Origin of the sequence: Komagataeibacter diospyri (assembly GCF_043995075.1) — a bacterium.
GTDB lineage: Bacteria > Pseudomonadota > Alphaproteobacteria > Acetobacterales > Acetobacteraceae > Komagataeibacter > Komagataeibacter diospyri.
In genome coordinates this window covers 3198834-3215146 of the sequence record NZ_CP171836.1, presented here as the reverse complement: position 1 = coordinate 3215146, position 16313 = coordinate 3198834, and the positions used below count along the sequence as shown (strand labels likewise).

General features: G+C 63.2%; 11 protein-coding genes. 7 read left to right on the top strand and 4 right to left on the bottom strand.

From position 1 onward, the window contains the following. Positions 1 to 14 precede the first annotated feature (14 nt). Positions 15 to 2924 carry a [protein-PII] uridylyltransferase gene (locus ACE2AA_RS14970; protein ID WP_141262238.1) on the top strand — a complete coding sequence of 970 codons (2910 nt, stop codon included), beginning with the start codon at positions 15 to 17 and terminating at the stop codon, positions 2922 to 2924. A gap of 112 nt (positions 2925 to 3036) precedes the next feature. Here ACE2AA_RS14970 and ACE2AA_RS14965 read toward each other — a convergent pair whose 3' ends face one another. Beyond that, positions 3037 to 5208: a tetratricopeptide repeat protein gene (locus ACE2AA_RS14965; protein ID WP_395370319.1), complete on the bottom strand. Its 2172-nt coding sequence runs from the start codon at positions 5206 to 5208 to the stop codon at positions 3037 to 3039. 98 nt (positions 5209 to 5306) lie between these two features. Here ACE2AA_RS14965 and ACE2AA_RS14960 point away from each other — a divergent pair, with 98 nt between their 5' ends. The 6 genes from ACE2AA_RS14960 to ACE2AA_RS14935 all read left to right on the top strand — a co-directional run bounded on the left by ACE2AA_RS14960 (position 5307) and on the right by ACE2AA_RS14935 (position 13434). After that, the gene (locus ACE2AA_RS14960; RefSeq protein WP_395370317.1) at positions 5307 to 6827 is read left to right on the top strand and encodes a carboxypeptidase M32; all 1521 of its coding nucleotides are present in this window, start codon (positions 5307 to 5309) and stop codon (positions 6825 to 6827) included. 166 nt (positions 6828 to 6993) lie between these two features. Continuing rightward, positions 6994 to 8145, top strand: a complete 1152-nt coding sequence (locus tag ACE2AA_RS14955) for an L-dopachrome tautomerase-related protein (protein WP_395370315.1) — start codon at positions 6994 to 6996, stop codon at positions 8143 to 8145. A 77-nt stretch (positions 8146 to 8222) separates the two neighbouring features. Beyond that, on the top strand, positions 8223 to 9629 hold the full coding sequence (gene thrC, locus ACE2AA_RS14950; protein ID WP_141302380.1) for a threonine synthase: 1407 nt from the start codon (positions 8223 to 8225) through the stop codon (positions 9627 to 9629). Between the two features lie 82 nt (positions 9630 to 9711). After that, complete coding sequence (locus ACE2AA_RS14945) at positions 9712 to 10977, top strand: pitrilysin family protein (protein WP_141302510.1); 1266 nt, start codon at positions 9712 to 9714, stop codon at positions 10975 to 10977. Beyond that, complete coding sequence (locus ACE2AA_RS14940) at positions 10974 to 12314, top strand: TldD/PmbA family protein (RefSeq protein ID WP_395370312.1); 1341 nt, start codon at positions 10974 to 10976, stop codon at positions 12312 to 12314. The genes ACE2AA_RS14945 and ACE2AA_RS14940 overlap by 4 nt, the downstream gene beginning before the upstream one ends. 151 nt (positions 12315 to 12465) lie before the next feature. Further along, positions 12466 to 13434, top strand: a complete 969-nt coding sequence (locus ACE2AA_RS14935; RefSeq protein ID WP_395370311.1) for a Tim44-like domain-containing protein — start codon at positions 12466 to 12468, stop codon at positions 13432 to 13434. Positions 13435 to 13651: 217 nt separating this feature from the next. Here the strand turns inward: ACE2AA_RS14935 and ACE2AA_RS14930 are convergent, their stop codons facing one another. Genes ACE2AA_RS14930 through ACE2AA_RS14920 form a run of 3 tightly spaced genes read right to left on the bottom strand, consistent with a single transcriptional unit; the run spans position 13652 to position 16160 of the window. Next, positions 13652 to 13798, bottom strand: a complete 147-nt coding sequence (locus ACE2AA_RS14930; protein WP_395370309.1) for a hypothetical protein — start codon at positions 13796 to 13798, stop codon at positions 13652 to 13654. Positions 13799 to 13833: 35 nt separating this feature from the next. Next, entirely contained in the window at positions 13834 to 14793 is a 960-nt protein-coding gene (cyoE, locus tag ACE2AA_RS14925) for a heme o synthase (RefSeq protein WP_141262203.1), read from the bottom strand. A gap of 2 nt (positions 14794 to 14795) precedes the next feature. Next, positions 14796 to 16160, bottom strand: coding sequence for a cbb3-type cytochrome c oxidase subunit I (locus tag ACE2AA_RS14920; RefSeq protein ID WP_227002511.1), 1365 nt, complete (start codon positions 16158 to 16160; stop codon positions 14796 to 14798). Between the last annotated feature and the right edge of the window lie 153 nt (positions 16161 to 16313).

Sequence of the window (16313 nt, the reverse complement as noted above, 5' to 3'; positions counted from 1 at the left end):
GCCATCTGACCACGATGTCGAACGCCGCCCCCCCTTTCGCCTCTGCTTCGGTCGAGGCCATGACAAACGCCCTCCATACCGCCCTGTTCCCGTCCGGGGATGGCGGTGACGATGCACGCGCCCTGCCGCGGGAGGACGCCATAGGGCTGGTCCGCCGCCACCTGTCGCGTTACCAGGCCCATGTACGCGAGGAATTCGAGCATCACCGTCTGGGCGGCGCCGAGGCCGGCAAGCTGCTGGCGGCCTATACCGATGGCATGATCCGCGTGCTGGCCAGCTTCGCCATGCAACAGACGGATATCGATTCGCAACCCGAAGCCCCCTTCGCCATTGCAGCGACCGGCGGGTACGGGCGCGGCCTGCTGGCGCCGTTCAGTGATATCGACCTTCTGTTCCTGATCCCCGATGCGTCAGAAGAACAGGGCGAGGACGTACGCGCCTGCGTGGAATACATTCTGTATTTCCTGTGGGATCTGGGGCTGAAGGTCGGGCACGCAACCCGCACCATCAATGAATGCATTGCCGAGGCGGAAGCCGATACCACCGTGCGGACCACCCTGCTGGATGCCCGCGCCCTGACCGGCAGCGAATCGCTGTTTTCCATGTTCCAGGCCCGCTATATCGTGGCCTGCGTGCGCGCGGGCGCGGACCGCTTCATTACCGACAAGCGCAAGGAACGCGCCGCCCGCCACCACCGTTTTGGCGACAGCCCCTATCTGGTGGAACCCAACATAAAGGAAGGCCGTGGCGGCCTGCGCGACCTGCAGACGCTGTACTGGATGTGCCGCTATACCTTTGGCACGCGCCATGTCTCCGACCTGCTGGCCCCCGGCTTCAGCGAACTGGGGCTGCTGACGGAACCCGAAGCCAAGCGCGCGCGCCGGGCATGGGACTTCCTGTGGCGGGTGCGTTTCCACCTGCATTACGTGTCGGGGCGGGCGGAAGAACGGCTGACATTCGACGTACAGCCGGTCGTGGGCGGCCGCATGGGCTATACCCGCCACGGGCGGCAGGTGGGCGTGGAACGCTTCATGCGCCACTACTTCCTGACCGTGCGCGAGGTCATGCGCCTGACACTGGTGCTGGAACCCGCCGTGCTGCGTCAGGCGCTCGGTCCCGTGGCCAACGCGCCCGAAGCCGACAGCCAGATGCGTGACGCGGGCTTTACCGTGCTGGATGGCCGTATCCTTCCCCAGCGCGGCACATCGTTCGAAAATGAACCCATCCAGATGATGCGCCTGCTGGACTGGGCCAAGAAGCGCAAGCTGCCCATCCACCCCATGGCGATGCACCAGCTGATCCGGTGGGAACGCAAGGCCGCCAGCCTGCGTGGCGATCCGGAAACCGCGCGCATCTTCCTTGACCTCATGTGCGGCGACCCGCCTGACCGCCCGCAGCGCGCCCCCCGTGGCGAGACAGCCGAACTGCCCGATGCCTCCCCCAGCTTCCACCTGATGGATGAAGGACGGCGCAAGGGTAACGCCTACTGGCTGCATATCCTCAATGAAACCGGGCTTATGGGCCGCCTGCTGCCCGACTGGTCCCGTGTTGTGGGACAGATGCAGTTCGACACGTACCATGTGTTTACGGTTGATGAGCATATCATCGACGCGCTGCGCATCCTTGGCCGGGTGGAACACGGGCAGATGGCTGATGAAATCCCCATCGCCTACGACCTTGCGCGCAACCTGCATTCACGCCGCGCGCTGTATGTGGCGGTCATGCTGCATGACATCGCCAAGGGCCGTGGCGGCGACCATTCGGAAATCGGGTCGCAGATCGCGCTGTATGTCTGTCCCGAACTGGGCATGGACAGCGAGGAGACGGAAACGGTTTCATGGCTGGTGCTGCACCACCTGCTGCTCAGCCACACCGCGTTCCAGCGCGACATTGACGATCCCAAGACCATCCTTGACCTGGCCGATATCATCCAGTCGCCCGAACGCCTGCGGCTGCTGCTGCTGCTGACCATCGTGGACATGCGCGCGGTGGGGCCACGCGTATGGAACGCGTGGAAGGCGACGCTGCTGAACGAGCTGTACATGCGCGTGGCGGAGGTGCTGGAAGGCAGCCTTGCCACCACCGAACGCGACGTGCGCGTGGAACGTGCCAAGGGTGCGACCGCCCAGTGGCTGGTGGAAGACGGCATGAACGAAGCTGATGTCCAGCACTTCATGGGACTGGGTTACGGCAGTTACTGGCTGTCCTTCGACCATGATACCCATGCCCGCCATGCCCGGCTGATCAGCGAATCGGAACGCATGCATTCGCCGCTGACGGTGGAAACCCAGCCCCTGCCCGCGCGCGGGGTGACGGAAGTCACGATTTACGCTGCCGACCATCCGGGCCTGTTTTCCAAGATCGCAGGGGCGGTGGCCATTGCCGGGGCCTCGATCGTGGATGCGCGCATTCACACCATGACCAACGGCATGGCGCTGGATACGTTGTGGATTCAGGATGCGGGTGGGGCTGCGTTCGAGGAACCGCAGCAGCTTGCGCGGCTGTCACTGCTGGTGGAACAGGCGCTGACGGGCCGTATCAACATCAACCGTGAAATTGCCCAGTGTGGCCGCAGGCTGAGCGGCCGCCGCATGCGCGCAATCCACGTGCCGCCACGTGTGGTGATCGACAACCGCGCATCGAACACCTGCACGGTGGTGGAAATAAACGGCCGCGACCGACCTGGCCTGCTGCATGATGTGACTGCGGCGCTGAGTGAACAGAAACTGCAGATCGCGTCTGCCCATATCACCACCTATGGCGTGCGGGCGGTGGACGTTTTTTACGTCAAGGACCTGTTTGGGCTGAAAATCACGGACAAGGGCCGTCTTGACCGTATCCGCACGACCCTGCTGGCGGGATTGCAGGAAGCGGAAGCCGCTGCCCAGCGCCGGTCGTCCGAACTGGAATCCATTACAATCTGACCCACCGATTCAACCCATTGATAAAAATAAATAAAAATTTTCGGTGCCGCCTTTTTTCAAAAAGGCGGCACTCTTTTGAAGCTTTTTGAAAAAAGCTTCACCAAAAACTTTTTCAGGTTCCAGCATCCCGTCGCCAATCCGCCGCCCATACCCGCAGGGTGCGGCACAGGTCGGCCATGACCGGCTTCCATGCCTGTTGCGGGGGCAAAAGGCTGGCCTGACGGAACAGGCGCAGGTTTGGGTACCACTGGCTGGCAGGCCGCAAAGGGGGAAGCATATTCCTGTGCCTGGAAATAATTTGAAAACAACTTGTTGATAAAAAACAATAAAAGTTTCCGGATGCTGTATTTTCCCGAAAAGACGACGCTTCCTGAAGCTTCCTGACCAAAGCTTCAATAGAAACCTCCCTGTCATTTAAAGATGCTTCAAAGCCTGACGTTTCACGCAGCTTTTTGCCGTTTCCTGATGGTAACGGGTCAGGTTCGGGCAATCTCCCAGCCATTGCCGGCACAGGCAGGTCAAAAGCCGGCGACCACCGCCAGTCCCCGCCGAAACGACACAACAGCCACACCGGACAGCCCATGGCCCCGGCCAGATGGGCGGACAGCGTATCCACGCTGATGACCAGATCCAGCGTTGCGATCAGACGCGCAGTATCCATCAGGTCTGCATCAGACGGCAATTCGTGCCGGACAAAAGGCGGATCCACCATGTCCACAGCCTGCGGACGCAGGGATATGAATTCGATCCCTGCAATTTCCCCCAGTGCCGACAAATCCTCCACCGGAATGGAACGTCGCGCGTCAAAGCGATAGGCGGCGTTACCCGCATGGCACAGCCCAACCCGTAATGGCCCCTTCCGTCCACTGGGCTGCCGCCATGGGCTTTCTCCCAGATATGGCCTGAAGGGTGGCACGCTGTCCGCGCCCAGCAGGTGCGGCAGGCTGAACAGATCACATTGCGCAGCCGAACCCGCACTATCATTTGTATTATGTGTGATAATTTTTATGGGATATGTCTCCCCCTGCCCCAACGTGGCCGCCAGTCGCCGCAGGGAAGCGGGCACTTCCAGCACAACCGGCACCCGCCGGGCCGCAAGGGTTACGTAACGCAGGAAATGGACAGCATCCCCCAGCCCCTGCCCTGTCACATGCACCAGCAGTGCCCAGCCCGCAGGCAGCCCATGCCCATCCCATCGCGGCAGGCGGCTGGCGGATGGATGCGCGGGCAGGAAGTCCAGCCGGGATTCCCACAGCTTCCATCCCTGCCGCAGTTTCCCCTGCGCCAGACAGGCCACGCCAAGGTTGAACCGCGCCCGGGCCAGTGTATCGCGATCGGGCGGCGGATCATGCGCCAGTATGGTTTCATATACCGTGGCTGCCTGCATCACGTTGCCGCCTTCAAACAGACCGGTTGCATGGTTCAGCGCAATACGCGCGTCATCGGGCCGCAGGCGCATCGCAATGGCAAAAGCACTGCCCGCCCCCCGCATGTCCCCCAGCGCCATGCGGGCAAGGCCAAGGTTGCTGCAGGTTTCCACTGTCGGACCATGCGCCATGGCGCGTTCCAGCACTGCCGCCGCAGGGCGTATCCGACCACGCGCAAACAGAAGCGTACCCAGCAGGGACAGGGCCACGCCATCATCGGGATCATGCGCCATGACCGCCCGAACGACTGCTTCGGCCTGTTCGGGCAGTCGATGCGCCAGCAGCATTTCGGCCAGTTCGTGCATAAGGACCGGGTCCGGCACACATCGTATCATATGACGCATCTGCTGTATGGCGGCGTCACGCCGCCCCCGTCGCCACAGGAAACGGGCATGCAGCCTGCGTGCCTGCACGGCCGGCGCAGGGGATATGGTGACCGCCCGCACATAAGCCTCAGCTGCGGCCCATGGATCGCCTGTCGCCTCCATGATCTCGGCACAGGCCAGCAGGACAGGCACATCATCGGGCTGGCACATGCACGCCGCCCGAATCGCGGCCTGTGCGGCCATGTGGTGCCCCTGCACCAGCAGGGCGCGGGCCAGCACTTCGTGGAATGGTCCCTGTGGCGAAAGTCTGACGGCCTGCCCTGCAAGACTTATGGCCAGATCCGGTCGCCCCGCCGCCAGCGCAACGCAGGCCAGTCCGTGCAGGGCATCAGGATCATCGGAATGGCGCGCGCGAAGGGCAGCGAAACACGCCCGTGCAGTATTGATATCCCCCGCACGCAGGGCCGCATGGCCACGTGCCAGGATGCCCCGTCTGTCCATGTCCTGCCTGCCCGCGCTGTTCGCGTTCATCTCATCCGGCCTTCCCTTGCATGGTGGGGGACGGTCCCGCACACTCCCCCCGTTATCCATACGCGACAGAACGTTAAGAATTTCGGTCAGGAACCCGCATGAACACTTCCTCCGGCACGACCGGCCAGCAGGCCTATGATACGTTGCGGCAGCGTTTCGCCCGCATGGGGCATATACGCAATGCCCAGGGAATCCTCGGCTGGGACAAGGACACCATGATGCCAACGGGGGCGAGCGACAGCCGCGCCGAAAGCATTGCGGCCCTTGCCGTCCTGTCGCACGAACTCATGACCGCGCCGGACATGGGCGAGCTGCTGGCGCGCGCGCAGGCCCCCGGCACCCCCATGGCGCAGGCCAACCTGCATGAAATGCGCCGCCAGCATGCCCATGCCGCCGCCGTGCCGTCAGATCTGGTGGAGGCGATGTCACGCGCGTCCTCGCGGTGCGAAATGGCCTGGCGCACCGCGCGACAGAACAGCGATTTCGCCAGCCTGCTGCCCGAACTGGAAACCGTGCTGGCCCGCACGCGCGACATTGCCGCAGCCAAGGCGCAGGCCCTTGGCCTTTCGCCTTATGACGCGCTGCTGGATCAGTATGACGCGGGTACGCGGCAGGCGGATATCGACCCGGTCTTTGCCGAACTGGCCAGCGAACTGCCCGACCTGATCCGCACGGCGCTGGCGCATCAGGCAAGCCTGCCCGCCCCCGTGGCACCTTCCGGCCCGTTTGATGTGCCGGCGCAAGCGCGACTGGGACATGGGACCATGCATGCGCTGGGCTTCGACATGCAGCGCGGGCGGCTGGATGTCAGCCTGCACCCCTTCTGCGGCGGGGCGGAGGATGATGTGCGCATCACCACCCGGTATGAGGAACAGGACTGCATCAACGCGCTTATGGGCATCGTGCATGAAACCGGGCACGCGCTGTATGAACAGGGCCTGCCCAGGGCATGGCGTGCCCAGCCAGTGGGAGAGGCACGCGGCATGAGCCTGCATGAAAGCCAGTCCCTGCTTATGGAAATGCAGGTCGCACGGTCGCAGCCCTTCATGGACTGGATGGCGCCACGCCTGCGCGATGCGTTTGGTGGGACTGACACCGACCCGGCATGGGATGCGGACAACCTGCACCGGCTTGTCACCCGCGTGCGCCCCGGCTTCATCCGCGTGGATGCTGATGAAGTCACTTATCCTGCGCATATCCTTGTGCGGTATGAAATGGAAACCGCGCTGATCGCGGGCAGGATGAAGCTGGCGGACCTGCCGGAAGCCTTCAATGCCCGCATCCATGACCTGCTGGGGCTGAAGGTAACCGAAGATCGTCTGGGCTGCCTGCAGGATATCCACTGGCCATCTGGCGCATGGGGATATTTCCCCACCTATACGCTGGGGGCTGTTATCGCGGCGCAGTTGCGCGAAGCAGCACAGCGTGACGATCCCACCATCATGTCCAGCATTGCCAAAGGCGATTTCGCGCCCCTGCTGGCATGGCTGCGTCCGCGTATCCATGCCCGTGGCAGTGGTGCGTCCACCAGTGAGATCGTGCGCGACGCCACGGGCGCGGTGCCCAATACGGGGCCATACCTGCGACACCTGCGTCAGCGGTACTGCGCGCTGGCCTGAAATTATTTGATAAAAAATAACAGCATTTTTTAGGATGCCGCCTTTTTCCAATAAAGGCGGCGTTCTTGATTGACAGGCAGCCTCCCCCAACAGTCCTGTACGACAGGGCGGACATGCCGCATGCCCCCCTTGCCAATCGCCGCGGTTCGTGACGAGATAACGCGCGATGTACGCGAAATCTCCATCTGCCATCCGCCACCTGCGCTCCGCGGGTTTTCTCCTTGCCTGCGGTACCTGCCTGCTGGGCGCGCCCCATACGGCCCATGCGGCCAAACCCGCGCCGCCACTCAACCCGCCTGCAGTGCTGGAGGACGTAGCGTCCTCCTCAACCGCCGCATGGGATCGGGTGGTCGTACTGCCGGACGGACAGCTGCTGGTGGAACTGCCGCGCTGGGCAGGGAATAGCGGCCCGGGGCTGGCGCTGGTGGACGGGGACAATACGCCCCATCCCTATCCCGACAATTCATGGAATGATCCTGCCACACCAGCGGCAGACCGGCTGGTCGCCCCGTCCGATATCCAGCTCCAGCCCGATGGCACGCTGTGGGTGCTGGATAGCGGACAGCCCGACCCGGCAGGCAAACCGGAAGAAGGTGGCCCCAAGATCGTGAAGATCGACAGCCATACCGGTCAGGTCATGCAGACATGGCCACTCAATCCCGGCATGCTGCGCGCGGGCAGTTATGCCGCCACCATGCGTATTGCGCGCGGGCATGCCTTCATCGGGGATTCCGGCATCCCCGCCATGATCGTGGTCAGGCTGGACACCAACATCCAGCGCCGCCTTATGGAACACACGCCCGCCCTGACCGCGCACCAGCCCATTACGGTCGACGGCAAGGTGGCGACCAACCCGGCAGGACACACCGCCATCATCAATATCAGCCAGATGGACATAAGTGCCGATGGCCAGTGGCTGTATTTCGAGCCGCTATGCGGTCCCGTTTACAAGCTGGACACAGACCTGCTGGTGGACCCGAAGGTTACCCCCATCGAACTGGAGGAAGGCCCCACCCTGTGGTACAAGACGCCACCGCTGGGCGGCATCACCGTCGGGCCGGATGGCACGCTGTATTTCAATGACGTGTCCACCGGCAGCATCTTCCGCCTGATGCCTGATCGCGTTTACCAGAAAATCGTGACCGACCCGCGCCTGCACTGGCCCGGCGGGTCGTTCGCGACCGGCGACGGGCAGCTTTATGTGCCCGCATCCCAGCTTGACCGCACCGCACCGCTGAATGGCGGGCATAACGCCATCCAGTGGCCGGTACATATCTACCGCATCAATATCGGCAACCTGCCACCACCGAAATTCTGACACACCACGCGCGGAATTGCACCGCGCGCCGCATCCGCCCCCTTCGCGCGGGGGGCGGTTGGGATTATGATGGTGCAATGCGCTATATTTCTACCCGGGGGAATGCCCCCGTCCGCGATTTTTCGTCCGTTCTGCTGGCGGGGCTGGCAGAGGACGGTGGCCTGTACCTGCCCGAAAGCTGGCCCGAACTGTCGGTGGCCCAGTGGCGCGACCTGCGCGGCCTGCCTTACCCCGAGCTTGCGGCCCGCATCATCGCCCCCTTTGCCGAAGGGTCGATCACGCATGACGTGCTGCTGAAGCTGTGCCGTGATGCCTATAGCCGATTCGACCATCCGGCCATCGTGCCGCTGACGCAGGTGGAAGACGGACTGTTCGTGCAGGAACTGTTCCACGGCCCGACGCTGGCGTTCAAGGACATGGCCATGCAGCTGCTTGGCCGCCTGTTTGACCATGTGCTGAACGAACGTGACGAGAAGGTCACCATCGTGGGTGCGACCTCGGGTGATACCGGCTCGGCTGCGATCGAGGCATGCCGTGGCCGGAAGCGTCTGAACGTGGTGATCCTGCACCCCGAGGGCCGCACATCGGAAGTGCAGCGCCGGCAGATGACCACCGTGCTGGAACCCAACGTGACCAACCTTGCGGTGCAGGGCACGTTTGATGACTGCCAGGATCTGGTCAAGGCGATGTTCGCCGATGCGCCCTTCCGCACCGACATGCACCTCTCGGCGGTCAATTCCATCAACTGGGCGCGTATCGCAGCCCAGGTGCCGTATTATGTCTACGCCGCCCTGGCGCTGGGTGCGCCGGACCGCGAGGTATCGTTTGCCGTGCCCACGGGTAATTTCGGCAACGTGCTGGCCGCATGGGTCGCCCGCCGCATGGGCCTGCCCATCCGCGCGCTATGCGTGGGGTCCAACCGCAACGATATCCTCTCGCGCTTCCTGAACGAAAACGACATGAGCATCCACGGCGTAGTGCCCAGCCTGTCGCCGTCGATGGATATTCAGGTGTCGTCCAACTTCGAACGCCTGCTGTTCGAACTGCTGGACCGCAACGCCACCGAGTGCGCGCGCGTCATGACCGATTTCCGCAAGACCGGCGTGATGAAGGTGTCCACCCCGGTCTGGGACCGCGCCAATGCGCTGTTCCACGGCATTTCGCTGGATGACGCCGCGACGGAGGCGGAAATCCGCATGCTGAACACCCGCAGCCACTACCTTGCCGACCCGCACACGGCCATTGGCATCGCTGCTGGCCGCACCTTCCGCGAACCCGGGATTCCCATGGTGGCCATGTCAACTGCCCACCCCGCCAAGTTTCCCGATGCGATGGAACTGGCAACCGGCATCCGCCCCGCCCTGCCCGCATCACTGGCCGACCTGTATGACCGGCCCGAACGGTACAGCGTGGTACCAGCCGATCTGGGCATGATCGAGGACAGGGTGCGCGCGGCGGTCCTGTCCAACAGCAAGGCGGGCTGATCCCACTCCTTTCCTTTTTCCATCTTACGCAAGCAAGGGGCGGCATGGGGCCATGATGCGCCACGTCGCCCGCAGGACCAGCATGACCGACCTGATCAATGTGACCCGACTGGATTCCGGCCTGACCATCGTGACCGAACGGATGGACCGGGTGGAGACCGTGTCCCTCGGGGCGTATGTCGCCGCGGGCACCTGCAATGAAACCGCGCCCGAAAACGGGGTGTCCCATTTCCTCGAACACATGGCGTTCAAGGGCACGGGCACCCGCACCGCCGTGGGCATTGCCGAGGAAATCGAGAACGTGGGCGGCCATATCAACGCCTACACCGCGCGTGAGCACACGGCATATTACGTCAAGCTGCTGAAGGAGAACCTGTCGCTGGGTGCGGACATCATCGGGGATATCCTGACCCACAGCACGCTTGCGCCGGATGAGCTGGAGCGCGAACGCGGCGTAATCCTGCAGGAAATCGGGCAGGCGAATGACACGCCCGATGACATCGTATTCGACCATTTCCAGGAAACCGCCTTTCCCGACCAGCCGATGGGGCGCCCCACGCTGGGCACGGAAGCGGGCATCCAGACCATGTCGCGCGCAACGCTGGTCAACTACATGGGCACCCATTACCGCGCGGGCAACACCATCGTCGCGGCGGCGGGCAACCTTGAACACGACCGCGTGGTGGATCTGGTGCGGCAGCATTTCGCGGACCTGCCCACCGGTACGGTCCCGCCACAGCCCGCCGTCAATTATGTAGGCGGTGCGTTTACCCGCGAACGCGAACTGGATCAGGCCCATATCGTGCTGGGCTTCCCGTCCATGCCTTATGGCGATCCGGACTATTACCCGGCCCTGCTGCTGTCCACGCTACTGGGTGGCGGCATGTCCTCGCGGCTGTTTCAGGAAATCCGGGAAAAGCGGGGACTTGTCTATTCCGTCTATTCCTTCAACGCGCCCTTCCGTCAGGGCGGGCTGTTCGGCATCTATGCCGGCACGGGGGAAGCACAGGTGGCCGACCTTGTCCCCGTGACGCTGGAGGAACTGCGCAAGGTCCGCCATACGGTAACGGACGCGGAACTGGGGCGTGCGCGTGCGCAGCTCAAATCCTCGCTGCTCATGTCACTGGAAAGTACGGGCAGCCGGTGTGAACAATTGGCCCGGCAGTTGCAGGTCTTTGGCCGCCTGATCCCGACTGCGGAAACCGTGCGCCGGATCGACGCTGTCACAATCGCCGATGTGCAGCGTGTCGCAACGCGCATCTTCAGCGGCAGGCCGACGCTCGCCTCCCTCGGGCCGGTCAGCCATATTCCTTCCCTCGACAGCATCACGGGGGCGCTGGCGGCATGAGTACCGAACCACTCGACCTGATTTCCACCCTCATCACCCGTGCCCGTACGGCAGGGGCCGATGCGGCGGATGCAATCTACGTCACCCGCGTCGCCCACGGTGCGCAGGTGCGCAATGGGCAGACCGAAGACCTTGAACGCTCAGAAACCTGCGACCTTGGCCTGCGGGTCTTTGTCGGGCAGCGTTCGGCCATTGTCTCGGCCACGGCGCTGGACCCCGAACGTTTTGATACGCTGGCCGAACGCGCCGTCGCCATGGCCCGCGTGGTGCCCGAGGACCGCTTTGCCGGATTATGCGCCGAAGCCGCGACCACCTTTACCGACGCCAGCGGGCTGGACCTGTTCGACCCGACCGAAGTCCCCACCACCGACCTCGTAACCCGCGCGCGCGTGGCGGAGGAAGCGGCACTGGCGGTAACAGGCATCACCAACAGCAATGGCGCATCCGCAAGCTTCGGACTGTCGGACATCATCCTCATGACATCCGCCGGATTTTCGGGACGGTATGCACGGACCAGCCATTCCGTCTCCGCCAGTGCTGTTGCGGGCAGCGGCACGAAGATGGAACGGGATTACGACTATCATTCCGCTGTACACCTGTCCGATCTTGAGGATGCGGGTCTGATCGGCCGCCGTGCGGGGGAACGTACGGTAGCCCGCCTGAACCCGGTGCGTCCGCGCACGGGGCGCATGCCCATCGTGCTGGACCCGCGTGTGTCCACCAGCCTGCTGGGCCACCTGTCAGGGGCGATCAACGGCATCGCCATCGCGCGCGGGACCTCTTTCCTCAAGGAAAAGATGGACAGCCGCATCATGCCTGCCGGCATCACCATCATTGACAACCCACGCCGTGTGCGTGGTCCCGGCGCGCGCCCGTTCGATGGCGAAGGCATGCTGACCGCCACCCGCACGCTGGTGGAAGATGGCGTGCTGAAGACATGGGCGCTCGACTCACGCTCCGCCCGGCAGCTGGGGCTGAAGCCCAATGGCTGCGCCAGCCGGGGCACGTCGGGGCCGCCTGCGCCATCGCTTGGCAACATGTTCATGCAGCCCGGCGACCTGACGCCTGCCGCCCTGATGGCGGACATAAAGGAAGGGATTTACATAACCGAGATGATGGGATCGGCCATCAACGGTATTACCGGCGATTACAGCCGGGGGGCTGCGGGCTTCATGATCCGGAATGGCGTACTGGCCGAACCGGTGGCCGAACTGACGGTTGCGGGCAACCTGAATGACATGTTTGCCCGTCTGGTCCCGGCCAATGACCTGGTCTTCCGCCAGTCCACCAATGCGCCGACCATCCGTATTGACGACATGGTGATTGCAGGGGCGTAACTTATCCTTTCTGTGATTTCATGTTTCTGTAAGCCCGTTGCCCCTGTTATGGGGGCGCGGGCTTACTTATATTTGCAACAGGTGGCCCAGGATAATGCAGGCCGCAGGATAATGATGGTTCCGACACAGGATTGCAGATACCCTGACCCAGATGAAAAAGAATTCCTCGCGCCTGATGCCGCGTAAAAGCATCGTCCTCGCTGCCAGCGCGGCCCTGACCATGCTGCCGCTACTGGCCCATCCCGATGTAGCCGACGCCCGCGCTGGTGGTGGCTTCTCCATGGGCAGCCGTGGATCCCGTACCTATAGTGCGCCCGCGCCATCACAGACCGCCCCGTTTGGCGCAACCCCGTTCCAGCGTACCATGACGCCCCGCCCGCAGCCCACGCCTGGCTACGGCGCGCGTGCGCCGTTTGGTGGCGCAATGGCCATGGCACAGCCCCGTCGCCCGTTCATGAGTGGCTTCATGGGCGGCCTGATCGGCGCGGGCCTGTTTGGCATGATGTTCGGTCATGGCATGTTCGGATCCGGCATGGGGGGCAGCGGTTTCCTTGGCCTGCTGATCCAGCTGGCCCTGGTCTTCTTTATCGTTCGCTGGGCCATCCGCCGTTTTGCCGGAAATCGTGCCAATGCCGGCAGCGCCATGCCGTTTGGCATGCAGCGCCCGGGTGCGGGGCCTGTGCCACAGGGCGGCCAGCAGCCGGTAAGTGTCGCCATTACGGCAGCCGATTACCAGGCCTTCCAGCAGGCGCTGATCAATATCCAGACGGCATGGAGCCAGCAGAATGTTGGGGCCATGCAGCACATGGCCACGCCGGAAATGGTGTCCTATTTCAGCAGTCAGCTGAATGATCTGGCCAGCCGCGGCGCACGAAACGTGGTGTCGGATATCCGGTTTGATCGCGGCGATCTGGTGGAAAGCTGGCGCGAAAACGGGTTTGATTATGCCACCGTCGCCATGCAGTATTCCATGATCGACATCACAACCGACATGACGGGCCGCGTAATTGAAGGCGACCCCAGCAACCGTACCACCGTGACCGAACTGTGGACATTCGTCCGCTCGGCCGGGACAGGCACATGGCTGCTGTCCGCCATCCAGCAGACCCCACGCCGCTGACCCGGTTCATATCTGGACAGGAAAAGGCCCGCATCACCTGATGCGGGCCTTTTTTATGACCGTCCCGACTGAACCGCGAGCGGGAGCAGTGTCACACCGATCATATCCAGCAAATCATGTTGCCTTTTTTCAGAAAGGCGACGTTTTCTAAAGCTTTTGAAAAAAGCTTCACCAAAAACTTCTATTTTTTATAAGTAAGTGATTTTGGAACGCACTTTTATATATGCGCAAGGCTGAGCGCATACAGGATGGCCGCCAGCGCCGACAGCGTAATCGCCACGGCGCGGATACGCCCCTTGTGCCGACGCGCCGCCTCCTGCGCTTCCATCTGCGGGGTAACCTGCACCGTCGTTGCCTGATCCATCTGCCCGAACTCCCGTATGGCTAGAAACTGCCCGATCAGTGGGCGATAAAGGCATGGTCGGCCAGCAGGCCAAGGAACAGGAAGAACAGATACGCCAGCGAATAGCGGAACGAGCGGCGTGCCGGTCCATCACCCGTCAGGCTGACACCACTTGTGTCCTGCCGGTCACGCAGCACCCCGATGGCGCAGCAGATGAACCCTGCCCCCAGCACGCTGGCCACGACCGTGTACAGCCAGCCCGCCAGATGCATGAAGGACGGCACCAGCGACACGGCGGTCAGGATGATCGTGTACCACAGAATCTGCCACCGCGTATGCCGCGCTCCACGCACCACCGGCAGCATGGGAATGCCAGCCCGGCCGTAATCCTTGCACGCATAAAGCGACAGCGACCAGAAATGTGGCGGCGTCCACAGAAAGATGATGCCAAACATCACCACCGGCATGACCGCCATCGACCCGGTAGCGGCTGCCCACCCGATCATGGGCGGAAACGCACCTGCGGCCCCGCCGATCACGATGTTCTGCGGCGTCGAACGCTTCAGCCACATGGTGTAGATGACGGCATAGAAGAAAATGGAAAACGCAAGGATACCCGCAGCCAGGGCATTGGTGGCAAGCCACATCAGGATAACAGACGCCACCGACAGGCCGATGCCATAACCCAGCGCCGCATCGGGACTGACACGCCCGTTGGGAATGGGACGGGTCACGGTGCGCTTCATCACCGCGTCGATATCGCGGTCATACCACATGTTGATCGCACCGGCAGCCCCCGACGCCATGCATATGCACAGGATGCTGACAGCCGCCACCAGCGGGTTAATCGGTCCTGGCGCCATGTACAGGCCTGCCGCGCCGGTGAACACCACCAGTGAGATGACACGCGGCTTGAGCAGCACCAGCCAGTCGCGGGCTTCCGTGCCAACGCGCGCGGCATCATAGGTAATGGCGGCGGTTTCAGCCGCGTCGGGCGTTGTGATGGCGCCACTCATGCTCATGCATCTCCACGCGTGGGGGATGGCGCCTGCCATTCAGGGGTGCGCGCACCCGGTCCCCAGTAATTGGCGGGCAGCGACGTGCCGGGTTCCATGCCAACGCGCACCACGATTCCGGCAAACACCACGACGGACAGTCCCATCAGCACCGCGCCAATAACACCAAGCGGCCCATGGAACGCCATAAGCGACAGGATTGTTCCCCCAACCGTCAGCCCGAAATGGACGCGGCTGGCGCCCACCGGGGCGACATGGCCCATCATCTTGCCAATCCAGTAATAGAAACCGGCGAACAGCGCGAATACTGCGGCATACAGCGTTGCCGCATGCACATCCGCCATGCCGCCGGGCAGCAGCGACATGCCAGACCCCGCCAGCAGCAGCGCCACGAACCCTGCGGCCCATTCCATGGGAACCGAGGCACGGACATGCCCGGCCCGTACCGTGCGCGCCCATGCCACCAGAACAGCCAGCACCGGCAGGACGATCAGCCCAAGCTGGACAATGGCCGCCGGGGCCGCCATCTGCGCCAGACCACCATGCAGCAGGTCATGCACCCATACCGAACCCCCACCGACGGACATGACGACCAGCGCACCCAGCACCACGCGCGGCATCTGCAGGGGGGCATGGGAAAACGTTTCGATAATCTGGGAAACGATTCCGATGGACGGCAGCAGCAGCAACGCGATTTCAGGCCCGGCGAAAACATGCAGCAGGCCATCGATCTGTCCGGACATGTCACCACCGGCCATTACGATGCGTGTCAGCCCGCCAGCCAGCACCGGCATGACCATGACAGCCATCATGGCCGTCAGCCCCTGCGCCCATACGAATATGGGCATGTCACGCAGGCGCTGGCCCATCGGCCCCATATTCAGGACAGTGGCGACCATGTTGATGGCCTGCAGCAGCATGCCAAGGCACCATGCCACCAGCGCCAGCAGCGAAACCTGGGCGGGCACGGCAGGGGAAAGTCCCGCAAGGACGGCCACGAAACTGGTAGCCACAAGACCCCACCCCGCCAGCGCCATGCGCGGGAAGGCCAGTGCGCGGGCACGCAGCAGCAGTGGCACGAACCAGTTGCCGAACCCGCCGAACAGGGCTGGCAGCGCACAGAAGAACACCATCATCATGCCATGGCGGCGACCGATGCGCCCTGCGGCGCCAGCGATATCACCCCCGGCCCATGCGTCGGTCAGCGTCTGTGGCAGCAGGCCGGCCTGAAGACCGACAGCCAGCAGGCCACCGACCATTCCAGCCACAATCGCCATGACAAGGTACAGCATGCCAACCGTCCTGTAGCCACAGGATCCGCCAGCCTCCCGCACCGTATCTGCCCCGAACTGTGTGCCTGTGGGCATACGATGTACTCCCTGCTGCCATGCGCCGGTGTCTGGCATGGCCAATCGTTACCATGATTTCATCATATACCGCGCCTTATACACAAAAACGACCCTGTGGGCCGCTCCTGTGGTCGCGCAATCGTCATTTCAGCCCTGTCACAGGGACAGGGC